Annotated in this window: 23 protein-coding genes; 14 read left to right on the plus strand and 9 right to left on the minus strand. The window is 60.4% G+C overall.

The genetic code is table 11. The annotated features are described in order from the left end of the window. Positions 1-147: 147 nt before the first annotated feature. Complete coding sequence (gene erdR, locus V8689_RS06305) at positions 148-798, plus strand: response regulator transcription factor ErdR (protein ID WP_003189050.1); 651 nt, start codon at positions 148-150, stop codon at positions 796-798. 75 nt (positions 799-873) lie between these two features. Then, positions 874-1236: a diacylglycerol kinase gene (locus V8689_RS06310; RefSeq protein WP_003189051.1), complete on the plus strand. Its 363-nt coding sequence runs from the start codon at positions 874-876 to the stop codon at positions 1234-1236. A gap of 3 nt (positions 1237-1239) precedes the next feature. On the opposite strand, the gene V8689_RS06315 is transcribed toward V8689_RS06310, so the two are convergent. Next, positions 1240-2166 (minus strand): LysR family transcriptional regulator, encoded by a 927-nt coding sequence (locus V8689_RS06315; protein ID WP_003189054.1) that lies wholly within the window; start codon positions 2164-2166, stop codon positions 1240-1242. A gap of 125 nt (positions 2167-2291) precedes the next feature. On the opposite strand from V8689_RS06315, the gene fpr reads away from it, so the two are divergent. Beyond that, a complete protein-coding gene (gene fpr, locus V8689_RS06320) occupies positions 2292-3071 on the plus strand; it encodes a ferredoxin-NADP reductase (RefSeq protein WP_003189055.1) in 780 nt (259 codons plus the stop codon). Positions 3072-3209: 138 nt separating this feature from the next. On the opposite strand, the gene tsaA is transcribed toward fpr, so the two are convergent. The 5 genes from tsaA to rimO all read right to left on the minus strand — a co-directional run bounded on the left by tsaA (position 3210) and on the right by rimO (position 7760). Next, complete coding sequence (gene tsaA, locus V8689_RS06325; RefSeq protein ID WP_056790142.1) at positions 3210-3905, minus strand: tRNA (N6-threonylcarbamoyladenosine(37)-N6)-methyltransferase TrmO; 696 nt, start codon at positions 3903-3905, stop codon at positions 3210-3212. A gap of 3 nt (positions 3906-3908) precedes the next feature. Continuing rightward, on the minus strand, positions 3909-4370 hold the full coding sequence (locus tag V8689_RS06330; protein WP_032893248.1) for a DUF1456 family protein: 462 nt from the start codon (positions 4368-4370) through the stop codon (positions 3909-3911). 69 nt (positions 4371-4439) lie between these two features. Next, positions 4440-5150, minus strand: a complete 711-nt coding sequence (locus tag V8689_RS06335; RefSeq protein WP_003189059.1) for an rRNA pseudouridine synthase — start codon at positions 5148-5150, stop codon at positions 4440-4442. A 698-nt stretch (positions 5151-5848) separates the two neighbouring features. Beyond that, on the minus strand, positions 5849-6319 hold the full coding sequence (locus V8689_RS06340) for a GNAT family N-acetyltransferase (protein WP_056790146.1): 471 nt from the start codon (positions 6317-6319) through the stop codon (positions 5849-5851). Positions 6320-6419: 100 nt separating this feature from the next. After that, on the minus strand, positions 6420-7760 hold the full coding sequence (rimO, locus tag V8689_RS06345; RefSeq protein ID WP_003231334.1) for a 30S ribosomal protein S12 methylthiotransferase RimO: 1341 nt from the start codon (positions 7758-7760) through the stop codon (positions 6420-6422). A gap of 289 nt (positions 7761-8049) precedes the next feature. Here rimO and V8689_RS06350 point away from each other — a divergent pair, with 289 nt between their 5' ends. From V8689_RS06350 to V8689_RS06360, 3 genes are all read left to right on the plus strand, one after another. Continuing rightward, the gene (locus tag V8689_RS06350; RefSeq protein ID WP_032893242.1) at positions 8050-9951 is read left to right on the plus strand and encodes a potassium transporter Kup; all 1902 of its coding nucleotides are present in this window, start codon (positions 8050-8052) and stop codon (positions 9949-9951) included. A gap of 212 nt (positions 9952-10163) precedes the next feature. Next, positions 10164-11270: an NADH:flavin oxidoreductase/NADH oxidase gene (locus V8689_RS06355; RefSeq protein ID WP_047712716.1), complete on the plus strand. Its 1107-nt coding sequence runs from the start codon at positions 10164-10166 to the stop codon at positions 11268-11270. Positions 11271-11573: 303 nt separating this feature from the next. Next, on the plus strand, positions 11574-11759 hold the full coding sequence (locus V8689_RS06360) for a hypothetical protein (protein WP_003189066.1): 186 nt from the start codon (positions 11574-11576) through the stop codon (positions 11757-11759). Positions 11760-11812: 53 nt separating this feature from the next. Here the strand turns inward: V8689_RS06360 and V8689_RS06365 are convergent, their stop codons facing one another. Further along, the gene (locus tag V8689_RS06365; protein ID WP_056790149.1) at positions 11813-13438 is read right to left on the minus strand and encodes a glucan biosynthesis protein D; all 1626 of its coding nucleotides are present in this window, start codon (positions 13436-13438) and stop codon (positions 11813-11815) included. Positions 13439-13742: 304 nt separating this feature from the next. Between V8689_RS06365 and V8689_RS06370 the strand changes: the two genes are divergently transcribed. The 8 genes from V8689_RS06370 to V8689_RS06405 all read left to right on the plus strand — a co-directional run bounded on the left by V8689_RS06370 (position 13743) and on the right by V8689_RS06405 (position 23720). After that, positions 13743-14450, plus strand: a complete 708-nt coding sequence (locus V8689_RS06370) for a tellurite resistance TerB family protein (protein ID WP_056790152.1) — start codon at positions 13743-13745, stop codon at positions 14448-14450. Positions 14451-15291: 841 nt separating this feature from the next. Beyond that, positions 15292-16914: a methyl-accepting chemotaxis protein gene (locus V8689_RS06375; protein WP_032893237.1), complete on the plus strand. Its 1623-nt coding sequence runs from the start codon at positions 15292-15294 to the stop codon at positions 16912-16914. After that, on the plus strand, positions 16914-17426 hold the full coding sequence (locus V8689_RS06380; RefSeq protein ID WP_056790155.1) for a chemotaxis protein CheW: 513 nt from the start codon (positions 16914-16916) through the stop codon (positions 17424-17426). Before V8689_RS06375 ends, V8689_RS06380 begins: the two co-directional genes overlap by 1 nt. Continuing rightward, complete coding sequence (locus tag V8689_RS06385; RefSeq protein ID WP_060766185.1) at positions 17423-18685, plus strand: CheR family methyltransferase; 1263 nt, start codon at positions 17423-17425, stop codon at positions 18683-18685. Before V8689_RS06380 ends, V8689_RS06385 begins: the two co-directional genes overlap by 4 nt. After that, positions 18682-19383, plus strand: coding sequence for a chemotaxis protein CheW (locus V8689_RS06390; RefSeq protein ID WP_044272240.1), 702 nt, complete (start codon positions 18682-18684; stop codon positions 19381-19383). The genes V8689_RS06385 and V8689_RS06390 overlap by 4 nt, the downstream gene beginning before the upstream one ends. Continuing rightward, on the plus strand, positions 19380-21659 hold the full coding sequence (locus tag V8689_RS06395; RefSeq protein ID WP_056790160.1) for a hybrid sensor histidine kinase/response regulator: 2280 nt from the start codon (positions 19380-19382) through the stop codon (positions 21657-21659). Before V8689_RS06390 ends, V8689_RS06395 begins: the two co-directional genes overlap by 4 nt. Next, positions 21656-22666 (plus strand): chemotaxis response regulator protein-glutamate methylesterase, encoded by a 1011-nt coding sequence (locus tag V8689_RS06400; protein ID WP_056790163.1) that lies wholly within the window; start codon positions 21656-21658, stop codon positions 22664-22666. Before V8689_RS06395 ends, V8689_RS06400 begins: the two co-directional genes overlap by 4 nt. Before the next feature lie 52 nt (positions 22667-22718). Continuing rightward, positions 22719-23720 carry a response regulator gene (locus tag V8689_RS06405; RefSeq protein ID WP_014717198.1) on the plus strand — a complete coding sequence of 334 codons (1002 nt, stop codon included), beginning with the start codon at positions 22719-22721 and terminating at the stop codon, positions 23718-23720. A 166-nt stretch (positions 23721-23886) separates the two neighbouring features. On the opposite strand, the gene V8689_RS06410 is transcribed toward V8689_RS06405, so the two are convergent. Further along, positions 23887-24084: a bacteriocin immunity protein gene (locus V8689_RS06410; protein ID WP_150073178.1), complete on the minus strand. Its 198-nt coding sequence runs from the start codon at positions 24082-24084 to the stop codon at positions 23887-23889. A 218-nt stretch (positions 24085-24302) separates the two neighbouring features. Continuing rightward, positions 24303-24554: a bacteriocin immunity protein gene (locus V8689_RS06415; RefSeq protein WP_434520694.1), complete on the minus strand. Its 252-nt coding sequence runs from the start codon at positions 24552-24554 to the stop codon at positions 24303-24305. Between the last annotated feature and the right edge of the window lies 1 nt (position 24555).

A 24555-nucleotide genomic window follows, 5' to 3' on the forward strand; every position in this document is an offset into this window, starting at 1 on the left:
TTGGGTGCAACCGTGAATTATCGACGTCGTTTCATGTGTTTTTGACGTTGAACGGGCCCTGTGGCGATCGCTGCCTGGCCGTCGCCTCGTGTATTGGTGAACCCTGAACCCATCAGGGCTCCCATAAAAAACAGGATCATTTAACCAATGGCCACATACGAAATCCTGATTGCCGATGACCACCCGCTGTTTCGCAGCGCACTGCATCAGGCCGTAACCCTGGGCCTTGGCCCCGATGTACGTCTGGTCGAGGTAGCCAGCATTGCCGAACTGGAAGCCCGCCTCACTGAAAAATCCGACTGGGACCTGGTATTGCTCGACCTGAACATGCCGGGTGCCTACGGTTTCTCCGGGTTGGTGCTGTTGCGTGGGCAATATCCGCAAATACCGGTGGTGATGGTGTCGGCCCAGGAAGAAGCCGATGTGGTGGTGCGCTCCAAAGAGTTTGGCGCCAGCGGTTTCATTCCCAAGTCCAGCGCGATGGAAGATATCCAGAAAGCCGTGCGTACGGTGTTGGACGGCGATGTGTCCTGGCCACCCCAGGCGTTTGAAGAAATCAATGTGTCCGACGAAGCCAAGGCCGCCCGCGATGGCCTGGCCAGCTTGACGCCCCAGCAGTTCCGGGTATTGACCATGGTTTGCGAAGGGTTGTTGAACAAGCAGATTGCCTACGAGTTGAGTGTGTCCGAAGCGACCATCAAGGCCCACGTTACGGCGATTTTCCGCAAGTTAGGCGTGCGTACGCGCACCCAGGCGGCGTTGCTGTTGCAGCAACTTGAGTCTATCTCGCAACATTAAGTTACAGCCGCTTCACGCTTTTTTGACTTTGCGTGATCTAGCTTCCCCACTTCTTTGGTTCAGTTGCCTACATCTATGTCGCCTTTCAAGGGTCAAACCGGTATCAAACGTATCTTCAACGCAGGGGGCTATTCCCTGGATGGCCTGCGTGCAGCTTTCACTGGCGAGGCGGCATTCCGCCAGTTGGTGTTGCTGAACGTCATCCTGATCCCCCTGAGTTTTTTCCTGCAGGTCAGTCGGGTTGAACGGGCGCTGCTGATTGCAGTGTGCCTGTTGGCGCTGATCGTCGAATTGCTCAACTCAGCAGTAGAAGCGGCCATTGACCGTATTTCCCTGGACCGTCACCCGCTGTCCAAGAACGCCAAGGACATGGGCAGCGCCGCGCAATTCGTGGCACTGACCATGATCACCCTGGTATGGGCCGTCATCCTGATCTGACGATTACGCGATACTCGGCAGCACGATCTCGTCGCTGCGCTGCACCCCGGCGGTGAAGGCGCGGCACAGTTCGAGAAACTCGCGCATCGCCGAGGTCTGGTACTTCTGCTTGTGCCAGATGAAGTAGAACTGCCGGGCCAGGTCCAGGTCCGGGGTTTCCACCGGCACGAGGCTGCCACGGCGGAAGGCATCGCGCAGCGCCAGCCGCGAAATGCAGCCAATCCCCAAGCCCGACTCTACTGCCCGTTTGATCGCCTCGGTGTGCTCCAGCTCCAGGCGGATATTCAGTGCGCTGCGGTGATGACGCATGGCCTGGTCGAAGGTCAGGCGCGTGCCCGAGCCCTGTTCCCGCAGGATCCACGCTTCATGGGTCAATTCGTCCATGGTGGCCACGCCACGCTTGGCCAAATGATGCTGAGGGGCGCAGAACACCACCAGCTCATCTTCTACCCAGGTTTGCACCTCGATATCCGGGTGGCTGCAGTCGCCTTCGATTAGACCCAGGTCAATTTCGTAGTGGGCCACCTGGTGCACGATATGCGCAGTGTTCTGCACATGCAGCTTTACCTGGCTCTCGGGGTGTTGCTGCATAAAGCTACCAATCAGCAGCGTCGCCAGGTAATTGCCGATGGTCAGCGTCGCGCCGACCGCCAGCGAGCCGAAGCCAGACTTGCCGTTGAGCAGGTCTTCGATCTCCTTGGCCTGGTCCAGCAATGCCACAGCCTGGGGCAACAGCTGGTGACCAAGGGCGTTGAGGCTCAGGCGTTTACCGGCGCGGTCGAATAATTGGCAGCTGGATTGACGCTCCAGCTCAGTAATTGAGGTGCTGGCGGCGGATTGAGATAAGGCCAGAAGGCCAGCAGCGCGCGAGACGCTTTCCTGCTGGGCGACGGCGACGAAGACTTGCAGTTGACGGAGAGTAAATCGCATATCGATATAACCGATAACCCTTATCTTAATAATCCAGTTAACAGATATTGTCGCCGCCATTAGAATGCTGTGCAATTGCGCATCCTTACCTTTGGCGCAGACCCATTTCCAGGAGTTCCCCGTACATGAGCAACATGAACCACGAGCGTGTCCTCAGTGTTCATCACTGGAACGACACTCTGTTCAGCTTCAAGTGCACCCGCGATCCGGGCCTGCGCTTCGAGAACGGTCAGTTCGTGATGATCGGCCTGCAACAGCCCAACGGCCGCCCGCTCATGCGCGCTTACTCCATTGCCAGCCCGAACTGGGAAGAGCATCTGGAGTTTTTCAGCATCAAGGTGCCCGATGGCCCGCTGACTTCCCAGTTGCAGCATCTGAAGGAAGGCGACGAGATCATCATCAGCAAAAAACCGACAGGCACTCTGGTGCTTGACGATTTGAAGCCGGGCAAGCATCTGTACCTGCTCAGCACCGGTACTGGCCTGGCTCCATTCATGAGCGTGATCCAGGACCCGGAGACCTACGAGCGTTTCGAAAAAGTCATCCTGTGCCACGGCGTGCGCTACGTCAACGAAGTCGCCTACCGTGAGTTCATCACCGAGCACCTGCCGCAGAACGAGTTCTTCGGCGAGGCCCTGCGTGACAAGTTGATCTACTACCCGACCGTGACCCGCGAACCGTTCGAGAACGAGGGCCGCCTGACCGACCTGATGCGCAGCGGCAAGCTGTTCAGCGACATCGGCCTGCCACCGATCAACCCCGAAGACGACCGCGCCATGCTGTGCGGCAGCCCAAGCATGTTGGACGAGACCAGCGAAGTGTTGAACAGCTTTGGCCTCAAGGTTTCGCCGCGGATGCGTGAGCCGGGTGACTACCTGATCGAGCGTGCGTTCGTCGAGAAGTAATACAGAGTCAGTAACACCAGCGATTCAAAAAAAATGTGGGAGCTGGCTTGCCTGCGATGCAGACACCTCATTGGTTCAGTTGAACCGAGGTGATGCTATCGCAGGCAAGCCAGCTCCCACATTTGGTTTTCGCCCTATTTAATTAGCCGGAACCACTTCCAGCACACAAATCATCCCCGGCTCCGGGTAGTGCCAGCGCACATCCACGTCCCAGAAGCGCACACCGTATTCACGCTCAGGGCCGGGCGTTTGGTAGGCCGGTCGCGGATCTTGCGCCAGGCACTGATCAATCAACTCTACCAACGGTTCACCAAGGCGCTGGGCATGGCCTTGCGCCTGCTGCAGCGCAGCCTTGAGCCATTGCACGCCGATCAGCGCGGGCGCATCGCTGGCGATGTCGTTGGTAGCCGCATCAACGCTATCGGCATACGGCACATACGGCTTGATATCCAGCACCGGCGTGCCATCGAGCAAATCTATGCCGGAAATCCACAGCCGCCCCGGCTCCACCTTGTCCAGTTTCACCACCGACTGGCCGATGCCATTGGGACGATGGGTCGCACGGGTAGCAAACACACCCATGGACGTATTGCCCCCCAGGCGTGGCGGGCGCACTTTCAGGCGTGGCTTGTCTTCCAGGGCTTGGTGGAACAGGAACAGCAGCCACACATGGCTGACCTGCTCCAGCCCCTGCACCGCCTCACCCTGGTCGAACGGCGCCACCAACTCCAGCACGCCGCGGGCAGCCGGTGCCAGTTGCGGTTGGCGCGGGATGGCGAACTTCTCCTTGAAGCAGGAACGCACGAAGCCGACCGGTGAGACTTGATAGCTCATGGCTTAAGCACGAACCCGCAGGGTCAAGCCCTTGAGGAAGTTGCGCAGCAACTGGTCGCCACAGGTGCGGTAGTTGGTGTGGCCGAACTTGCGGAACAACGCGCTCAGCTCTGGCTTGGACACCGGGAACTCCGCCGCCTTGAGGATTGCATGCATGTCGTCTTCCTTCAGTTCGAAGGCCACACGCAGCTTTTTCAGGATGATGTTGTTGGTCACCGGGGTTTCGATTGGTTGCGGCGGGCGGCTTTCGTCCTTGCCGCGCTTGAAGATCACCAGGCCGTCAAGGAAGTGAGCCATGACTTCATCTGGGCAGAACACGAAGCCTTCTTCCTCGTCTTTCTTGAGGTAGGTCAGCAGATCGTCCTTGGTCACGTCCATGCCGCCGAGCTTGATGATCTCGACCATCTTGTTGTCGCTGATGTCGAGCATGTAGCGCACGCTGCGCAGTACGTCGTTGTGAATCATGGTGGGCAATCCTGGTATTCAACGGATGACACCGCCGGAATCAGGCGGTGTCGGGAAAAGGGGAACGGCTTAAAACTTCTCTTTGCCGGACAGGTAACGCCATTGACCCACCGGCACCTTGCCGATGGACACACCGCCGATGCGGATGCGGCGGATGGCGATAACTTTCAGGCCAACGGCTTCGCAGAACAGCGCGATCACGCCCGGTTGCGGGTTTTTCATCGCAAAGCGCAGGCGGTTCTCATTCTGCCAGCTGGCTTTGACGGCCGGCAGCTCTTTGCCTTTGTAGGTCAGGCCGTGGTTCAGGCGGTTAAGGCCGTGGGCAACCATGTCGCCTTCGACTTCCACCACGTATTCCTGCTCGATCTTGGCGGCATCGGCGGTCAACTTGCGCAGAATCTTCCAGTCCTGGGTGAACACCAGCAGGCCACTGGCCTTGGCTTGCAAGTCGGCGCTGGCGCTCAGGCGCAGGAAGTGCCCCTTGAGCGGACGCTTGCCGAAGCGGTGTTCTTCAGAGAGGGTATCGGCGCTGATCGAGGCCATGGCGGTTTCAGCGTCCACGCCTGCGGGGGCGTGCAGCAGGATGGTCACCGGCTCTGGCGCGGTGGCTTTGGCTTCTGGGTCCAGCTCGACTTTTTCGTCAGTGACCTTGAACTGCGGCTCGTCGATCACTTCGCCGTCCACCGAGACCCAGCCGCCTTCGATAAACAGCTCAGCCTCCCGACGGGAGCAACCGACCAGTTCGATAAGGCGTTTGGAGAGGCGTATGGGGTCAGTCATGACAAGGGCCGTAACAAAAGGGGGCCACTATTGTACCTGCCTGGCGCCGGTTAATCCCGGCTCCATTTCAGCGCATGTGCCTTAACAATTATTAACTGACGCGACACGGGTCAAATGTGGGAGCTGGCTTGCCTGCGAAGGCGGCGGGTCAGTCTACCCATCGGGCGCTGGTATACCGCCATCACAGCAAACGGTAACCACGATGCGAAGCGAGTCGCCCTTGATCTTGCTCTTGATCTGCTTTTGATCTTAGGCGCCCCGTTAAACCACGCTGGCCGGAATTCGACAGGGATTTGGGGGGTAAACCGGCAGGGATGCCGGTTTAGCCGCCCCGCGCCATGGATGGCGCGTGGCGGCGGCCCCCCAAATCACTGGCGGATTACGGGCACACCGAGCCTAGGCGAGGTGCCGAGTGGTGGGGCAAGAGCGTTTTGCTTACTTTTGCGCTTTTCAAAAGTGAGCCGCTGTCAGAGCGGAACCCTAAGTGGCCGTTACCGCAGGAATGGATATCTACACGGTCCAACTGTGTTGACTGTAAGGCCGTCTTCGCAGGCAAGCCAGCTCCCACATTTGGATCCTGGGGCCGGCCGTCAGGCCGTCACGGGAGCAAGCTCCCTCGCCACAGGTCTAGCGTCACACCAAAGTTGTGTAGATACCATCACAGGCAAGCTAGCTCCCACAGTTTGTACGGGATGATTTCAGGCATTACGCGCCTGTTGCTGCTGGCGCAGACGCAGGTGCAACAACGGATAAGGCTGCCCAAGCCCATCATGCTCTGTGCGCCCGATCACCTCGAAGCCTTGCTTGAGGTAAAACCCCAAGGCCTGGGGGTTCTGTTCGTTGACGTCCAGTTCATCGGCATTCATGTGTTCGATCGCGTAACCCAGCAGTTGCCGGCCCAGTCCCTGCCCACGGTAGTGCGGGTCGATAAACAGCATTTCCACCTTGCCCGCCGACACGCCGGCGAACCCGTTGATGTGTTGGCGCGAGTCCTTGGTGCAGATCAGCATCACCGCATCGAGGTAGCGGGTCAGCACCAGGTTTTTCAACATGTCGATATAGCTGTCCGGGAGGAAGTCGTGGGTGGCGCGTACCGAGTCCTCCCAGATCTGCACCAGGCGCGCGTAGTCGTTGGTTTTAGGTGTGTGAATCACCGAATGCTGACGCATACCCGCTGTCCCTTGCTGTATTCGGGGTTGATGGGCAATACGATAGACCTAAAAAAGCCCCGCATCTTCTCAGAGGCGGGGCTTTTTTATCATCGGGCGATCAGTCGCGCTTTTCGGCCCACAAGTCGTACTCGTCGGCGTCGGTCACGGTGCACCACACTTTGTCACCTGGCTTCAGGCCGCTGGCATCGTCGATGAATACGTTGCCGTCGATCTCAGGGGCGTCGAAGAAGCAGCGGCCCACAGCGCCTTGCTCGTCGACTTCATCGATCAACACTTCGATTTCCTTGCCGATGCGCAGTTGCAGGCGTGCCGAGCTGATGGCCTGCTGGTGCGCCATGAAGCGCTCCCAGCGGTCTTGCTTGACGTCGTCCGGCACCACGGCCAGGTCCAGCAGGTTGGCCGGCGCACCTTCCACCGGCGAGTACTGGAAGCAACCGACGCGGTCCAGCTGCGCTTCGGTCAGCCAGTCCAGCAGGTACTGGAAGTCTTCTTCGGTCTCGCCGGGGAAACCGACGATGAAGGTGGAACGGATGATCAGCTCCGGGCAGATCTCGCGCCAGTTCTTGATGCGTGCCAGGGTCTTGTCTTCGAACGCCGGGCGTTTCATCGCCTTGAGCACTTTCGGGCTGGCGTGCTGGAACGGGATGTCCAGGTACGGCAGGATCTTGCCGGCGGCCATCAACGGGATCAGCTCGTCCACGTGCGGGTACGGGTAAACATAGTGCAGGCGCACCCACACGCCCAGGCTGCTGAGGGCTTCGCATAGCTCGGTCATGCGGGTTTTCACCGGCGCACCGTTCCAGAAACCGGTGCGGTATTTCACATCCACGCCGTAGGCGCTGGTGTCCTGGGAGATCACCAGCAGCTCCTTGACGCCAGACTTGACCAGGCGCTGGGCCTCGTCGAGCACGTCACCCACCGGGCGGCTCACCAGTTTGCCGCGCATCGACGGGATGATGCAGAAGCTGCAGCTGTGGTTGCAGCCTTCGGAAATCTTCAGGTACGCGTAGTGGCGTGGGGTCAGCTTGATGCCTTGAGGCGGCACCAGGTCGATCAGCGGGTTGTGATCCTGGCGTGGCGGCACCACCTCGTGCACGGCGTTGACCACCTGCTCGTACTGCTGCGGGCCGGTCACGGCCAGCACACTCGGGTGCACGTTGCGGATATTGCCTTCTTCCACGCCCATGCAGCCGGTCACGATGACCTTGCCGTTTTCCTTGATGGCTTCGCCGATCACTTCCAGGGATTCAGCTTTGGCCGAGTCGATGAAGCCGCAGGTGTTGACCACCACCACATCGGCGTCCTGGTACGTGGACACGACGTCGTAGCCTTCCATACGCAATTGCGTGAGGATGCGCTCGGAGTCGACCAGCGCCTTCGGGCAACCCAGGGAAACAAAGCCAACCTTGGGGTTGGCTTTTGCGATGGTGGTGGACATGTCTAACCTCGGTATTGAATGACGCTGCCGGTCGTGCACGACAAGGCAACGGACGGGCGCTTGGCGCGCCTCTGATCAAAAAGTGCGCAATTCTATCGGTGGGCAACGCACTTGACCAGCTTTATGCAGGGAAATACGACGAGTGCTGCGCTATGCTTCGCGCCGTTGCGCACGGGTAAAGCCCTTGGGTCAATAAAACGTCTGTTACGAGAAGTAAAACAGCGCATGCTAGGGTCAGCTTAGAAGCGCTGTTTATAAAAGACCTCAGGTCAAAGGGCAGGAGTGGTTGATGGGTCAGGCAAGTAGTCAGGCAGCCGGTGCCGAGCATTCAAAAGCCAAGCCGATTGGCATGCTGGTGGCGGCGGTCGGGGTGGTTTATGGCGATATCGGGACCAGCCCGCTCTACACCCTTAAAGAGGTGTTCAACGGTGGTTATGGCGTGCAGGTCAACCATGACGGTGTTCTGGGGATCCTCGCGCTGATTTTCTGGTCGCTGATCTGGGTGGTGTCGATCAAGTACGTGCTGTTCGTGCTGCGCGCCGACAACCAGGGCGAGGGCGGGATTATGGCGCTCACCGCGTTGGCGCGACGAGCTGCCGGCACGCGGGCCAAATTACGCGGTTTTCTGGTGGTATGTGGCCTGTGCGGCGCGGCGCTGTTCTACGGCGACAGCATGATCACCCCGGCGATTTCGGTGTTGTCGGCCATCGAAGGCTTGGAACTGGCGTTCGACGGCCTGGAAAAATGGGTGGTGCCTATTGCCCTGGTGGTGCTGGTGGCGCTGTTCCTGATCCAGAAACACGGCACCGATCGCATCGGCAAGCTGTTCGGCCCGGTGATGGTCACCTGGTTTTTGGTGTTGGGCGGCCTGGGTGTGTACGGCATCCTGCAGCAACCCGAAGTGCTCAATGCGCTCAACCCGGCGTGGGGCGTGCGCTTCTTTATGGTTCACCCGGGTATTGGCGTGGCGATCCTCGGCGCGGTGGTGCTGGCATTGACCGGCGCTGAAGCGTTGTACGCCGACATGGGCCACTTCGGCCGCAAACCCATTGCCCGCGCCTGGTTCCTGCTGGTGCTGCCGGCGCTGGTACTCAACTATTTCGGCCAGGGCGCGATGCTGCTGGGCGATCCGGAGGCGGCGCGCAACCCGTTCTACCTGTTGGCGCCAAGCTGGGCGCTGGTCCCATTGGTGGGCTTGTCCACCATGGCCACGGTGATTGCTTCCCAGGCGGTGATTTCCGGCGCGTTCTCGTTGACCCGCCAGGCGATCCAGTTGGGTTACATCCCGCGCATGCATATCCAGCACACCTCCAGTGCCGAACAGGGCCAGATCTACATCGGTGCGGTGAACTGGTCGCTGATGGTCGGCGTGATCCTGCTGGTGCTGGGCTTTGAGTCCTCCGGTGCCCTGGCCTCGGCCTACGGTGTCGCCGTGACGGGCACCATGCTGATGACTACTATCCTGGTGTCGGCGGTCATGCTGCTGCTGTGGAAATGGCCACCGGTGCTGGCCGTGCCGCTGTTGCTCTGCTGCCTGTTGGTAGACGGCCTGTTCTTCGCGGCCAACGCGCCGAAGATCCTCCAGGGCGGCGCCTTCCCGGTATTGGCGGGGATCGTGCTGTTTGTGCTGATGACCACCTGGAAGCGCGGCAAGCAATTGCTGGTCGGCCGTCTCGACGAGGGTGGCCTGCCATTGCCGATCTTTATCAGCAGTATCCGCGTACAGCCGCCCCATCGCGTGCAGGGCACGGCGGTGTTCCTCACCGCGCGGCCCGACGCCGTGCCCCATGCGCTGTTGCACAACCTGCTGCATAACCAGGTGCTGCATGAGCAGGTGGTGCTGTTGACCGTGGTCTACGAAGACATTCCACGGGTGCCAGCGGCGCGGCGCTTCGAGGTGGATGCCTACGGCGAAGGCTTCTTCCGGGTGATCCTGCACTTCGGGTTCACCGATGAACCGGACGTACCCGAAGCGTTGAAACTGTGCCACTTGGATGATCTGGACTTCAGCCCGATGCGCACCACCTACTTCCTCAGCCGTGAAACGGTGATCGCCTCGCGCATCAAAGGCATGGCCCGTTGGCGCGAAGTGTTGTTTGCCTTCATGTTGAAAAACGCCAACGGCAACCTGCGGTTCTTCAAACTGCCGGTCAACCGTGTGATCGAGCTGGGCACCCAGGTCGAGATGTAAGGCGCTGCCTACCGGGAGCCGGCAATCGGCTCCCGCTTTCCTTTCTGAACCCTGTGCAAACGATGGTTGTCGACTAGGCTGGTAGGAGCGAGCTTGCTCGCGAAAAACGTCAACGATCACGCGTTAATCCTGGATAAACGCGACCCCTGTGAGGCCTTCGCGAGCGAGCTCGCTCCTACAAAAATGCCTATGAAGCCCAGAAGAGGTGCGCCATGAGTCAGCTGCTCGAACCTTACACCCTGCGCCAATTGACCCTGCTCAACCGCATCGCGGTTTCACCCATGTGCCAATACTCCAGCGACGATGGCCTGGCCAATGACTGGCACCTGGTGCACCTCGGCAGCCGAGCCGTGGGCGGCGCCGGGCTGATTTTTACCGAGGCCACGGCGGTGACCGCCGACGGCCGCATCACCGCCCAGGACCTGGGCCTGTGGAACGACGCCCAGATCGAACCGTTGCGCCGCATCACCCGGTTTATCGCGGCCCAGGGCGCAGTGGCTGGAATTCAGTTGGCCCATGCCGGGCGCAAGGCCAGCACTCATCGGCCATGGATCGGCAAACACGGCAGCGTCAAACCGGAGGAGGGCGGCTGGGTGCCGGTGGGGCCCTCGCCGATTGCCTTCGACCCCAATCACACCCAGCCCAAGCCACTGGACGAAGCACAGATACAGCAAGTGATCGCCGACTTTGTCGCCGCCGCCAAGCGCGCCTTGACCGCAGGCTTTGAAGTGGTGGAAATCCATGCCGCTCACGGGTACCTGCTGCACCAGTTCCTCTCGCCGATCAGCAACCAGCGTCAGGACCACTACGGCGGCTCTTTCGAAAATCGCATTCGCCTGGTGCTGGAAGTGACCAAGGCCGTGCGCGCCGTGTGGCCTGAGGAGTTGCCGCTGTTTGTGCGCGTGTCGGCCACCGATTGGGTAGAAGACGGCTGGAACCCGGATGAGACCGTGGAATTGGCGCGCCGCCTGAAAGACCTGGGGGTGGATCTGATCGACGTGTCGTCCGGTGGCACGGCCGCCAATGCAGAGATTCCTACCGGCCCCGGCTACCAGACGCGCTTCGCCGAGCGCGTGCGCAAGGAGTCGGGCATGGCCACTGGCACCGTCGGCATGATTACCGAACCCGCCCAAGCCGAGCACATCCTGCGTACCTGCCAGGCCGACATTATCTTCCTGGCCCGCGAACTGCTGCGTGACCCCTACTGGCCACTGCACGCCGACGATGACCTGGGTGGGCGCAAGGCAACCTGGCCGGCGCAATACCAGCGGGCGACCCATCGGGACCAGCCGATTCATGAGTCAGACCTGCGGGATTGATCCTGCTCACCTCTGTGCCAAACCCACCCTGACACGGTGGGTTTTTTCTTGCGCGCGTTGTAGGCCTTGCGCAGCCGATATCGGCCACTGCGTGAGCAATCGCTGTAGGTTTTTATTACCGACGTTATTTTTTAAGTTAATACTCTAAAAAAATCCCACGAATGATGAGATAGTTTCTACGCTAAGGGTAAGCCCGACTTCTGGCCCAGGGAGACAGGCGGTTGGTCCGCGAAGCCGTTGCGCTTCTCGGGAGTTGGGAAATGGGCACCAGGAGTATTTGACTGATATCAGGAGTAGCGGTCCATGGCCAAGTCCTATGGCGTAGCGGGTGCGGTGGCGTCTTTTCTGAGCCGCCGGATGTCCTTGCGGGGTCGAAGGTTGAGTTCAGATGAAATGGAGTTGCTGGCGCAATATCGGGCGCTGACCGAGAGTGATCAGGTGGCGATGCGCTATCTGATTGGCGCGATGAAAAGCGTGTCGCGGTTCTGAGCCAAATCCGATCATTCCCACGTTATTGCGTGGGAATGATCGTGCGGGTGGCGTCAGGTGTACTTGCGTTGCTCTGGCGCAGGCGGGAAGTACTGATACAGCCAGGTTTCACTCAGGGTGCGGTCCTGGGTGCGAATAAACAGGCGTAGCTCGACCGGCTCCACACTGTCGCTGGTGGGGTACCAGTCGAACAGGATGCGGTAACCCTTGATGTTGTCCAGCACCAGCACGCTGAAGTCCTTCACCTCACCGTGGGAACAGGTCACCACAGGCTCGATGCCGGTGCCCGCCGGCAGGCGATCCAGGCCGCCGCCCTTGAAGTCCACGGCAAAACGCCGCGCCCATACCTTCGGATAATGCTCCCCGGGTGCCCAGCCTTCGGTAAAGCCGCCCATACCCGAACGGGTCGCGTCGACTTGTGCCAGCGGCGTGCTCACTGGCGGCAGTGCGCTCCAGTACAGCTTGTAGCCATAGTTGAGCGAATCACCGGCGGCCACGGGCTTTTTCGGAGTCCAGAAGGCCACGATATTGTCCAGGGTTTCGCCGGTGGTGGGGATTTCCAGCAGGTCGATCGAGCCTTCACCCCAGGCAGTGGTTGGTTCAACCCACAGGCTTGGGCGTTTGCTGTACCAGTCGACGGTGTCTTGGTAGCTGGCGAACTCATGGTCGGTCTGCACCAGGCCGAAGCCTTTGGGGTCGGTGTCGGCGAACGCGTTGAATTGCAGCTTGGCCGGGTTGTTCAGCGGCCGGCAGACCCATTCGCCGTTGCCGCGCCACATAGCCAGGCGGTCTGAGTCGTGGATTTGCGGGTGAATGGTGTCGCACATGCGGCGCTCATGGGTGCCGCAGCTGAACATACTGGTCATGGGCGCGATGCCCAGTTGTTCGATGGCGGTACGCGCATTGATGTGCGCGTCGATCGCCATTACCACTTGGTTGGCCTGGCAGTCGATGTCGAAGCGATAGGCGCCAGTGGCGCTTGGCGAGTCGAGCAGGGCGTAGACCACAAAACGCGTGGCGTTCTTGTCCGGGGTTTCGAACCAGAACTGCGTGAAATCAGGGAATTCCTCACGTTTTTTCGCGTAGGTATCAATCGCCAGGCCACGCGCCGAGAGGCCGTACTGGCCGGTGGAATCCACTGCGCGAAAGTAGCTGGCGCCCAGAAACGAGAGCACGTCATGGCGGTCCAGCTCCGGCGCCTTGAACAGCTTGAAGCCGGAGAAACCCAGGTCGCCGGTCAGTTGCTGGGTGTCCACCGTGGTTTTTTCATAGTTGAACAGCGAAGGGCGAAAGTGCACTTCGCGGGCTTCACGGGTCTTGGGGTCGACGCTGTGCATGCGCACCGGCGTCTTGAAACCCATGCCGACGTGGAAGAACTGCACGTCCAGTTGGCCGTTCAACTCCTTCCACAGTGAATGGTTACGGTCATAGCCGATGGCGTTGAAGTTCTGCGGGGTCATGGTGGCCAGGGTCGGCGGCAGCACCTGCTTAGTGTCCTGGTAGCCACGGGTGGCCAACTGCTTGGCCTGGGCCTTGAGCGATTCGAAATCGAACGCCACGGCCTTGCCATCGGCAGCCCGGTTTCCTGCCCAGGCCTGCGCGGCCAGCAGGCCACTGGCCGACAAACCGGTGTAAGCCGCAATGGCCATGGATGCTTTGAGCAAATTCCTGCGGTGCATAGAGACAACCTGTCGTGAGCAAATCCCGCGCCGTTCCTGGCACGTAACGGATCAGAAATAACGGTTCGGACATGCCTTCGGCCAAACGCAACGGACAATAAACAGACGCCGGATAGCTTAAGCGGTTCGATGAGCGAGGCAAATTGATTGATGGCGGGATGATGGCGTTGCATGTGCAACAAGACATTTCCAGCATCGCAACTGAGCGTTACATCTGGAAGCACTCTAGATCACGGCTTTTTGGCACTTAGTTTTACGCTGGAGGCCTATTGGTCCTACGAACTCAAGTGTCTGGAGGCTACGAATGAATACCCGTGGATTGCTCGATCAACTGCTCAAGTCTGGCCAGGACATGTTGCAAAACAAGGCCGGCGGCCAACGCAAGTCCAATGACAAGGGCGCCCTCGGCGGCTTGCTCAACGGTGGCGGGCTCGGCAGCATGCTCGGCGGTGCCGGCGGCGGCGCCCTGGCAGCGGGAGCCATGGGCTTGCTGCTGGGCAACAAAAAAGCCCGCAAATTCGGCGGCAAGGCGCTCACCTACGGCGGCCTGGCCGCGCTCGGTGTGATTGCCTACAAGGCTTACGGCAACTGGCAAGCCCAGCAAGCCAGCGCGCCCCAAGGCGAGCCGCAAACCATCGACCGCCTGCCAGCGGCCCAGGTCGAACAACACAGCCAAGGCATTCTCAAGGCATTGGTGGCCGCAGCCAAGGCTGACGGCCATGTGGATGAGCGCGAGCGCGCGTTGATCGAAGGCGAATTTACCAAACTGGACAACGATCAGGAGTTGCAACACTGGCTACACGCCGAACTCAACAAACCCCTGGACCCCACCGACGTCGCCCGCGCCGCCAGCACCCCGGAAATGGCCGCCGAAATGTACATCGCTAGCGTGATGCTGGTAGACGAAGAAAACTTCATGGAAAAAGCCTACCTGGACGAACTGGCCCGCCAACTGAAACTTGAACCAGGCTTGAAGCTGGAGTTGGAAAAACAAGTACGGCTAAACGCATAAATAGGGCCACACGCCAGTCAAACCTGTGGGGCTTGCTCGCGAATGCGGTGGGCCAGTCACTCTATTTCTGACTGACGCACGCCATCACGGCATAGTTATCAACACCGTAACCACGATGCGAAGCGAGCCGCTCTTGATCTGCTTTTGATCTTGATCTCAAGCGCCCCGTCAAACCACGCTGGCCGGAATTCGACAGGGATTTGGGGGGTAAACCGGCAGGGATGCCGGTTTAGCCGCCCCGCGCCATGGATGGCGCGTGGCGGCGGCCCCCCAAATCACTGGCGGATTACGGGCACACCGAGCCTAAGCGAGGTGCCGAGTGGTGGGGCAAGAGCGTTTTGCTTACTTTTGCGCTTTTCAAAAGTGAGCCGCCGTCAGGGCGGAACCCTAGGTGGCCGTTACCGCAGGAATGGATATGTACACAATCCAACTGTGTTGACTGCCAGGCCGCCTTCGCAGGCAAGCCAGCTCCCACAGTTGGGCCGCGGGGCGTCAGGTAGATAGCCGTAGGCTGGGAGGCCGCCTTCGCAGGCAAGCCAGCTCCCACAGTTGGGCCGCGGGGTGTCAGGTAGATAGCCGTAGGCTGGGAGGCCGCTTTCGCAGGCAAGCCAGCTCCCACATTCAGATCGTGGGGGGGCAGGTGAATAGGCGTCGGCTGCCAGGCCGTCACGGGAGCAAGCTCCCTCGCCACAGGCCCCGCGTCGCACACAAAATTGTGTAGATAGATATGGCCAACGCGATCACATCTGCATTCTGTGCACTGCACATCAAAAGCCTTGATAAAAGCGCGCAGCCGCTCAGCTATACTCCCCTCCATTTGAACGGCCCTCGAGGAATTACTGTGAAGAACTGGACCCTGCGCCAAAGGATTTTGGCGAGCTTTGCGGTAATTATCGCGATCATGCTCCTGATGGTCGTAGTCTCGTATTCACGCCTGCTGAAAATCGAAGTCAGCGAAAACTCAGTCCGCGACGATGCAGTGCCGGGGGTGTTTTTCAGCTCGATGATCCGCAGCGCCTGGGTCGACAGCTACCTGCAAACCCAGGAGTTGATCGGGATCCACAAGAACCAGGGCATTTCCGAAGTCGACAAGCAAGACTACAAGTCGTTTGAATCGCGGCTCGAACAGCACATGGCCAGCTATGCGGGGACGATCAATATCGATCAGGACCGTACCGAGTTCGATACCTTCGAAAAGCTCCACCAGAACTACAACCGGATTCTCGCCCAAGTCCTGGAAGCCCATCAGAGCAACAACTCAGCCGAAGCATTGAAGTTGTTCGACGAACAACTGACCCCCGCCTGGACCGCAGGCCGCATGAAGCTCAACGACATTATCAACGAGAACAAACAGGTCGCCGACAACGCCACCGCGGCCATCGATGATGCGGTAGCGGCTGCGAAGATCAGCATGGGCGTCTCGCTGCTGCTGGCAATTCTTGCCGCCGCGCTGTGTGGCCTGTTGCTGATGCGCGCGATCATGGCGCCGATGCAGCGCATCGTTCAAATCCTCGAAGTCATGCGCACCGGCGACCTGAGTAAGCGCCTGAATCTGGAGCGCAAGGACGAATTCAACGCAGTTGAAACCGGCTTCAACGACATGATGACCGAGCTGACTGCCCTGGTGTCTCAGGCGCAGCGTTCATCGGTACAGGTCACTACCTCGGTCACCGAGATTGCCGCCACTTCCAAGCAGCAGCAGGCGACCGCTACCGAAACGGCAGCCACCACCACCGAAATCGGCGCCACTTCCCGCGAAATCGCCGCCACGTCCAAAGACTTGGTCCGCACCATGACCGAAGTGTCCACCGCCGCCGACCAGGCCTCGGTGGCAGCAGGTTCCGGCCAGCAGGGCCTGGCCCGCATGGAAGAAACCATGCACTCGGTGATGGGCGCCGCCGACCTGGTCAACGCCAAGCTGGCGATCCTCAATGAGAAGGCCGGCAACATCAACCAGGTGGTAGTCACCATCGTCAAGGTGGCCGACCAGACCAACCTGTTGTCCCTCAATGCTGCGATCGAGGCTGAGAAAGCCGGTGAATACGGGCGCGGCTTTGCCGTGGTTGCCACCGAAGTGCGTCGCCTGGCTGATCAGACCGCCGTGGCGACCTACGACATCGAACAAATGGTGCGCGAGATCCAGTCGGCGGTGTCGGCGGGGGTGATGGGCATGGACAAGTTTTCCGAGGAGGTGCGTCGCGGCATGTCCGAGGTGCAACAAGTGGGCGAGCAACTGTCGCAGATCATCCATCAGGTACAAGCTTTGGCGCCGCGGGTGTTGATGGTCAACGAAGGCATGCAGGCCCAGGCCACCGGTGCCGAGCAGATCAACCACGCGCTGGTGCAATTGGGCGATGCCAGCAGCCAGACCGTCGAATCCCTGCGCCAGGCCAGCTTTGCCATTGATGAACTGAGCCAGGTTGCGGTCGGTCTGCGCAGCGGCGTCTCGCGTTTCAAAGTCTGATGAGCGAGCTCGCGGCTAAACGCGGTGCCGTCCTGGCAGCGAAAAAGGCGTTGTTCCTGGTGTTTCGCATCGGCAACGAACGTTTTGCCCTCAAGGCCACCGAAGTGGCCGAGGTGCTGCCGCGCCTGGCGCTTAAACCCATCGCCCAAGCGCCCTTATGGGTGGCGGGTATCTTCGCCCATCGTGGGGTGCTGGTGCCGGTCATCGACTTGAGCGCGCTGACGTTCGGCACTTCGGCCCAGGCTCGCACCAGTACGCGCCTGGTGCTGGTCAATTACCAACCGCAGCCCTGGAGTGAGGCGCGTTGGCTGGGGCTGATCCTGGAACAGGCCACCGATACTCTGCGTTGCGACCCCGCCGAGTTCCAGCCCTATGGCCTGGACAACCAGCAGGCGCCGTACCTGGGGCCGGTGCGCGAGGATGCCCAAGGCTTGATGCAGTGGATTGGCGTCGCGGATCTGTTGACCGCGCCAGTGCGCGCCTTGTTGTTCTGCGCCGAGTTGAGCCTATGAGCAACGACCCGCGGTTTTTCGCGTTCTTGAAAGAACGCATCGGCCTGGACGTCGCTTCGGTGGGCGAGGCGATCATCGAACGCGCGGTGCGCCAGCGCTGCCAGTCGTCCCAGTCGCCGTCGGCGGAGGCTTACTGGCAGCACCTGCAAACCTCCCATGACGAGCAGCAGGCGCTGATCGAAGCGGTGATCGTCCCCGAGACCTGGTTTTTCCGCTATCCCGAATCCTTTGCCACCCTGGCGCGCCTGGCCCAGGTGCGCCTGGCCGAGATCAATCAGCTGCGCGCCCTGCGCATTCTCAGCCTGCCGTGTTCGACCGGCGAAGAGCCCTATTCGATTGCCATGGCCTTGCTCGATGCGGGGTTGGCGCCCCACCAGTTCAAAGTACAGGGCATGGATGTCAGCCCGCTGTCGGTTGAGCGCGCGCGCCGGGGTGTGTACGGCAAGAACTCGTTTCGCGGCGCCGACCTTGAGTTTCGTGATCGCCACTTCACTGAAGACGCAGGCAGTTACCGCATCGCCGACCGAGTGCGCGAACAAGTGCGCCTGCAAGTCGGCAACTTGCTGGACCCGGCACTGCTGGCGAACGAGCCAACCTACGATTTTGTGTTCTGCCGCAACCTGCTGATCTACTTCGACCAGCCGACCCAGAAACAAGTCTTTGATGTGCTCAAGGCGTTGACTCACGTGGACGGCGTGCTGTTTATCGGCCCAGCCGAGGGCAGCCTGCTGGGGCGCCACGGTATGCGCTCCATTGGCGTGCCGCAGTCCTTCGCTTTCAGTCGGCATGTAGAACCGACCCCGCCGCCAGCACCTCTGGTCAAACCGACGCCCGCGCCGCTACCGCAGCGCAGGGCGGCGCCGATACCGCTCAAGCCGCGGCCGTTCAGCACCGTCAGCCCCAACGTGCCACCGGTCAAAGGGGTGCCTACCGATGCCGGAGATTTGCTCAGTCAGATTGCTACCCTGGCCAACGAGGGCAAAAGTGCCGAAGCCCGTGCGGCCTGCGAGCGCTATTTGAGCAGTCACCCACCGGCCGCCCAGGTGTTTTATTGGCTGGGGCTGCTCAGCGATGTGGCTGGCAGTGCCCTGGAGGCCCAAGGGTATTACCGAAAAGCCCTGTATCTGGAACCGCAGCATCCCCAGGCCCTGATGCACCTGGCCGCGTTGCTCGAGTCCCAGGGTGACAGTGCCGGCGCGCGTCGTCTTCAGGCCCGCGCCGCCCGTAGCGAGCGAGCTGACAGTGAGTCCAAACGATGAGTAGCCCTGACGTGCTCGACACCGCAGGCCTGGACCTGACGCTGACCGACACCCAAGCCATTGATGACTGCTGGAACCGCATCGGTATCCATGGCGACAAGTCCTGCCCATTGTTGGCCGAGCACATCCACTGTCGCAATTGCTCGGTGTATTCGGCCGCTGCCACGCGCCTGCTTGACCGCTACGCGCTGCAACAGGACGACCATCACGCGCAGGCAACTGCCGAAGCGGATAACGAGGTGGTCACCCGTTCACTGTTGATGTTCCGCCTCGGCGAAGAATGGCTCGGCATCGCCACCCGTTGCCTGGTGGAAGTAGCGCCGTTGCAGCCGATCCACTCGCTGCCGCACCAGCGCTCCCGGGCGCTGCTGGGCGTGGCCAACGTACGCGGGGCGCTGGTGGCATGCCTGTCACTGGTGGAACTGTTGGGCCTGGACAGCACCAGTACCGGCGCCAGCGGCGGGCGGATCATGCCGCGCATGCTGATCATCGCTGCCCAGGACGGTCCGGTCGTGGTACCGGTAGATGAAGTAGACGGCATCCACGCCATCGATGAGCGCACCTTGCAGGCCGCGTCGGTGTCCGGCACCCAGGCCAGCGCCCGCTACACCCAAGGCGTGCTGCAGTGGAAAGGCCGCAGCCTGCGCTGGTTGGACGAAGCGCAATTGTTGTCCGCCGTGACCCGGAGCCTCGCATGACCCCCGACCAGATGCGCGATGCCTCGCTGTTGGAACTGTTCAGCCTGGAAGCCGATGCGCAGACCCAGGTGTTGAGCGCGGGCCTGCTGGCGCTGGAGCGCAACCCGACCCAGGCCGACCAGCTCGAAGCCTGCATGCGCGCCGCGCATTCACTCAAAGGGGCGGCGCGGATTGTCGGCGTGGATGCCGGGGTCAGCGTGGCCCACGTCATGGAAGATTGCCTGGTCAGCGCCCAGGAAGGCCGCCTGTACCTGCAACCTGAACATATCGACGCGTTGCTGCAAGGCACCGACCTGCTGATGCGTATCGCCACCCCGGGCAATGATGTGGGGCCGGCGGATATCGAGGCATACGTTGCGCTGATGGAGCGCTTGCTCGACCCCGCGCAGCCGATTGCCACGCCGGTGCCAAAACCCGAGCCCATCAGCGCGCCGCGGGTTGACGCGTTGCTGCTGGAGCCTGAGCTGGAGCCCGCGCCAGCGGTCAGTAGCGAAGCCCCGCGCCAGAACAAACGCATGACCGAAGGCGGCGAGCGGGTGCTGCGGGTCACAGCCGAGCGCTTGAACAGCCTGTTGGACTTGTCCAGCAAATCCCTGGTGGAAACCCAGCGGCTCAAGCCGTACCTGGCCAGCCTGCAGCGGCTCAAGCGCATTCAGAGCAACAGCTTGCGTGCCCTCGACGCCCTGGATGGCCAGCTCAAATCACTGGATCTGAACCTGGAAGCCCAGGAAGCCCTGGCCGATACCCGTCGCCTGCTGAGTGAAGCCCAGGCTCTGCTGGCGGAAAAAAACGCCGAGCTGGATGAGTTCGGCTGGCAGGCCGGCCAGCGCGCCCAGGTGCTCTACGACACCGCATTGGCCTGCCGCATGCGACCGTTTGCCGATGTGCTGGCCGGGCAGGTGCGCATGGTGCGTGACCTCGGTCGCAGCCTGGGCAAGCAAGTGCGCCTGGAAATCGAGGGCGAAAAGACCCAGGTCGACCGTGACGTGCTGGAAAAACTCGAAGCGCCGCTCACCCACTTATTGCGCAATGCGGTCGACCATGGCATCGAAACCCCTGAGCAGCGCGTGCTGGCGGGCAAACCGGCGGAAGGTTTGATTCGCCTGCGCGCGTCCCATCAGGCCGGGCTGCTGGTGCTGGAGCTGAGCGATGACGGCAACGGTGTCGACCTCGAGCGCTTGCGCGGCACCATCGTCGACCGGAATTTGTCGCCGGTGGAAACGGCCCTGCGCCTGAGCGAAGAAGAACTGCTCACGTTCCTGTTCCTGCCGGGGTTCAGCCTGCGCGACAAGGTCACCGAAGTGTCCGGGCGCGGTGTGGGCCTGGACGCGGTGCAACATATGGTTCGCCAACTGCGCGGCGCGGTGGTGCTGGAACAGACAGCAGGGCAGGGCAGCCGCTTCCACCTGGAGGTGCCGTTGACCTTGTCGGTGGTGCGCAGCCTGGTGGTGGAAGTCGGCGAAGAAGCCTATGCCTTCCCCCTGGCACATATCGAACGCATGTGCGACCTGGCCCCCGACGACATCGTGCAGTTGGAAGGCCGCCAGCACTTCTGGCATGAGGGCCGGCACGTCGGCCTGGTTGCCGCCAGCCAGTTGCTGCAGCGCCCGCCGGGGCAGACCCCGTCAGATACCTTGAAAGTGGTGGTGATCCGCGAGCGCGATGCCGTGTACGGGATTGCGGTGGAGCGCTTTATCGGCGAGCGCACCCTGGTGGTGTTGCCGCTGGATGATCGCCTGGGCAAGGTCCAGGACATTTCCGCCGGGGCCTTGCTCGATGACGGCTCGGTGGTGTTGATCGTCGACGTCGAAGACATGCTGCGTTCGGTGGATAAATTGCTCAACACCGGCCGCCTGGAGCGCATCGCCCGGCGCAGCCAGCAGGCCACCGAAGCGCCGCGCAAGCGCGTGCTGGTGGTGGACGACTCACTGACGGTGCGCGAGCTGCAACGCAAATTGTTACTCAACCGTGGTTATGAAGTCGCCGTGGCGGTCGATGGCATGGATGGCTGGAACGCATTGCGCTCCGAGGACTTCGACCTGCTTATCACGGATATTGATATGCCTCGCATGGACGGTATTGAATTGGTCACACTTTTGCGCCGTGACAGTCGCCTGCAATCGTTGCCGGTGATGGTGGTTTCCTACAAGGATCGTGAAGAAGACCGCCGCCGTGGCCTCGACGCCGGGGCCGACTATTATCTAGCCAAAGCCAGTTTCCATGACGACGCCTTGCTCGACGCCGTGGTTGAACTGATTGGAGGCGCCCGGGCATGAGGATTGCGATCGTCAATGACATGCCCCTGGCCGTAGAGGCCTTGCGCCGCGCCTTGAATTTCGAGCCCGCCCACGAGGTGGTGTGGGTGGCCAGCAATGGCCTGGAAGCGGTACAGCGTTGCGCCGAGCTGACCCCGGACCTGATCCTGATGGACTTGATCATGCCGGTGATGGATGGCGTGGAAGCTACCCGGCAGATCATGGCTGACACGCCATGCGCGATCGTGATCGTCACCGTCGACCGCCAGGCCAACGTCAGCCGTGTGTTCGAAGCCATGGGCCACGGCGCCCTGGATGTGGTGGACACCCCGGCGCTGGGCGTGGGCAACCCCAAGGATGCGGCGGCGCCGCTGTTGCGCAAGATCCTTAATATTGGCTGGCTGATCGGTCAGCGTGGTACCCGAGTGCGTGCCGAAACCCCGCCCCAGCGGGTCACCGGCAAGCGTCAACGGCTGGTAGCCATTGGATCTTCCGCCGGTGGGCCGGCGGCCCTGGAAGCGCTGCTCAAGGGTTTGCCCCGGGATTTTCCCGCTGCCATCGTGCTGGTGCAGCACGTGGACCAGGTGTTTGCCGCCGGCATGGCCGAGTGGTTGAGCAGCGCTTCCGGCCTGCCGGTGCGCCTGGCCTGTGAAGGCGAGCCGCCTCAACCCGGCGTGGTGTTGCTGGCCGGCACTAACCACCATATTCGCTTGTTGAAAAATGGCACGCTAGCCTATACCGCAGAGCCGGTGAACGAGATTTACCGGCCGTCGATCGACGTGTTTTTCGAAAGCGTCGCCAGCTACTGGAACGGTGACGCCGTCGGCGTCTTGCTCACCGGCATGGGGCGCGACGGCGCCCAGGGCCTCAAGCTGATGCGCGAACAAGGATATTTGACCATCGCCCAGGACCAACAGAGCTCGGCGGTGTATGGCATGCCCAAAGCGGCGGCGGCGATTGACGCTGCTGTTGAAATTCGCCCACTGGATAGAATTGCGCCCCGATTGCTGGAGGTCTTTGCAAAATGAACAAAAATCTCCCGCCGTGCTGGCTTGCAGGTAGTAATTCAGGTGACTGCACATGAATGATTTACAGCTCGACGACTTCAAGACCGACGAAAACGCCGCCATGGTGTTGTTGGTCGACGACCAGGCCATGATCGGTGAAGCCGTGCGGCGTGGCCTGGCCCATGAAGAGAACATCGACTTCCACTTTTGTGCCGATCCGCACCAGGCGATTGCCCAGGCGATCCGCATCAAGCCCACGGTGATCCTGCAAGACCTGGTGATGCCGGGCCTGGACGGCCTGACCCTGGTGCGTGAATACCGCAATCACCCGGCCACCGCGAATATCCCCATCATCGTGCTGTCCACCAAGGAAGACCCGCTGATCAAGAGCGCGGCCTTTGCGGCTGGGGCCAACGATTACCTGGTCAAGCTGCCGGACAACATCGAGTTGGTGGCGCGCATCCGCTATCACTCGCGCTCCTACATGACCCTGTTGCAGCGCGACGCAGCCTACCGCGCGTTGCGCGTCAGCCAGCAACAGTTGCTGGACACCAACCTGGTGCTGCAACGCCTGATGAACTCTGACGGCCTGACCGGGCTGTCCAACCGCCGCCACTTCGACGAATACCTGGAGCTGGAATGGCGCCGCGCCATGCGCGACCAGACCCAACTGTCGCTGCTGATGATCGACGTGGACTTCTTCAAGACCTTCAACGACAGCTTCGGCCATGTCGAGGGCGACGAAGCCCTGCGCAAAGTCGCCAACACCATCCGTGAAGCCAGCAGCCGTCCTTCGGATTTGCCGGCGCGCTACGGCGGCGAAGAGTTCGCGCTGGTCCTGCCCAACACCTCGCCGGGCGGCGCACGCCTGGTCGCGGAAAAACTGCGCATGGCGGTGGCGGCGTTGAAAATCCCGCACATCGCCCCGGCTGAAGGTGCCAGCCTGACCATCAGTATCGGGCTGTCGACGTTGACGCCTGTCCAGGGTACGGACTGCCGGCAGCTGATCATGGCGGCGGACAAGGGGTTGTACACGGCCAAGAACAATGGGCGTAATCAGGTTGGTATCGAATGATCTGAGGGCTGTCCACCAATTCAAGTGTGGGAAGGTTGCCCCTCCCACATTCAAACTTCAGAGTTTTTCCGGTTTTAGCAAAAACGCCGCTTTCAATATCAGTTTAATGGCTGTATTTGTTATGGTTCAACTTTAAATCCAGGCTTGTTATTAGTAGTTCTATAGCTTAAATTGTACTTTCTGCATCCGATGCGGCGTAATAGATAAGGTCTGTTCCTTTCGGGTGTTCAGTAATTAACTCGAAGTGTTGTAAAAGCTTATCTAGTCGCTCGTCGGTTGGAGCGGTGTTTTCCTTGAGTATTTCTTTCATGAGTAGTAAAAAGTCATCTCTTGTATGCTCGGAAAAGCTTTGTTTGAGTTTCATTGTTCAGCTCTTTTCTTATGAAATTCCATGTAACGTTTAAGGGTTAGTATGCGTAAATTTTCAGCATTTTGATTCTGGCCGCCCATTGGCAGCCGTCTTCGAAATCATTCGAACCGGCAGGTCGATTGTGCTGTTGACTGCCGAGGTTATCGTCGACTCGTTGAATGAAATAAGAAGTCTGCATCGTTGTAGAACCGATGGCAGGGGATAGGGCGGCGTTATTTTATTCTGAAACCAGGCTTGCCATTATTCGCGCGCCACTCTTTAACTTCTTTTACTACAAATTCAGGTCCACCTTTTTCAGGGTCCGGATAAAATATTAGATCTGAGCCAGAAGGGTGTTCCGTTAACGCTTCAAATTTTAAAATTGCATCGGTGTGCTCTTTTTCTGTGGCGTAGTCGTCGTTATAGATTTTTACAACCAAGTTTAAAAATTCACGCTCCGTCATCTCGCTAATTAATGTGCCCATT

The organism is Pseudomonas sp. AK181, assembly GCF_051122975.1.
Classification (GTDB): Bacteria; Pseudomonadota; Gammaproteobacteria; order Pseudomonadales; family Pseudomonadaceae; genus Aquipseudomonas; species Aquipseudomonas lactis.

Excerpts from the sequence above, each read along its gene's own strand:
- erdR (WP_003189050.1), top strand. The coding sequence starts at position 148 with ATGGCCACATACGAAATCCTGATTGCCGATGACCACCCGCTGTTTCGC.
- V8689_RS06310 (WP_003189051.1), top strand. The coding sequence starts at position 874 with ATGTCGCCTTTCAAGGGTCAAACCGGTATCAAACGTATCTTCAACGCA.
- V8689_RS06315 (WP_003189054.1), bottom strand. The coding sequence starts at position 2,166 with ATGCGATTTACTCTCCGTCAACTGCAAGTCTTCGTCGCCGTCGCCCAG.
- fpr (WP_003189055.1), top strand. The coding sequence starts at position 2,292 with ATGAGCAACATGAACCACGAGCGTGTCCTCAGTGTTCATCACTGGAAC.
- tsaA (WP_056790142.1), bottom strand. The coding sequence starts at position 3,905 with ATGAGCTATCAAGTCTCACCGGTCGGCTTCGTGCGTTCCTGCTTCAAG.
- V8689_RS06330 (WP_032893248.1), bottom strand. The coding sequence starts at position 4,370 with ATGATTCACAACGACGTACTGCGCAGCGTGCGCTACATGCTCGACATC.
- V8689_RS06335 (WP_003189059.1), bottom strand. The coding sequence starts at position 5,150 with ATGACTGACCCCATACGCCTCTCCAAACGCCTTATCGAACTGGTCGGT.
- V8689_RS06340 (WP_056790146.1), bottom strand. The coding sequence starts at position 6,319 with ATGCGTCAGCATTCGGTGATTCACACACCTAAAACCAACGACTACGCG.
- rimO (WP_003231334.1), bottom strand. The coding sequence starts at position 7,760 with ATGTCCACCACCATCGCAAAAGCCAACCCCAAGGTTGGCTTTGTTTCC.
- V8689_RS06350 (WP_032893242.1), top strand. The coding sequence starts at position 8,050 with ATGGGTCAGGCAAGTAGTCAGGCAGCCGGTGCCGAGCATTCAAAAGCC.
- V8689_RS06355 (WP_047712716.1), top strand. The coding sequence starts at position 10,164 with ATGAGTCAGCTGCTCGAACCTTACACCCTGCGCCAATTGACCCTGCTC.
- V8689_RS06360 (WP_003189066.1), top strand. The coding sequence starts at position 11,574 with ATGGCCAAGTCCTATGGCGTAGCGGGTGCGGTGGCGTCTTTTCTGAGC.
- V8689_RS06365 (WP_056790149.1), bottom strand. The coding sequence starts at position 13,438 with ATGCACCGCAGGAATTTGCTCAAAGCATCCATGGCCATTGCGGCTTAC.
- V8689_RS06370 (WP_056790152.1), top strand. The coding sequence starts at position 13,743 with ATGAATACCCGTGGATTGCTCGATCAACTGCTCAAGTCTGGCCAGGAC.
- V8689_RS06380 (WP_056790155.1), top strand. The coding sequence starts at position 16,914 with ATGAGCGAGCTCGCGGCTAAACGCGGTGCCGTCCTGGCAGCGAAAAAG.
- V8689_RS06385 (WP_060766185.1), top strand. The coding sequence starts at position 17,423 with ATGAGCAACGACCCGCGGTTTTTCGCGTTCTTGAAAGAACGCATCGGC.
- V8689_RS06390 (WP_044272240.1), top strand. The coding sequence starts at position 18,682 with ATGAGTAGCCCTGACGTGCTCGACACCGCAGGCCTGGACCTGACGCTG.
- V8689_RS06395 (WP_056790160.1), top strand. The coding sequence starts at position 19,380 with ATGACCCCCGACCAGATGCGCGATGCCTCGCTGTTGGAACTGTTCAGC.
- V8689_RS06400 (WP_056790163.1), top strand. The coding sequence starts at position 21,656 with ATGAGGATTGCGATCGTCAATGACATGCCCCTGGCCGTAGAGGCCTTG.
- V8689_RS06405 (WP_014717198.1), top strand. The coding sequence starts at position 22,719 with ATGAATGATTTACAGCTCGACGACTTCAAGACCGACGAAAACGCCGCC.
- V8689_RS06410 (WP_150073178.1), bottom strand. The coding sequence starts at position 24,084 with ATGAAACTCAAACAAAGCTTTTCCGAGCATACAAGAGATGACTTTTTA.
- V8689_RS06415 (WP_434520694.1), bottom strand. The coding sequence starts at position 24,554 with ATGGGCACATTAATTAGCGAGATGACGGAGCGTGAATTTTTAAACTTG.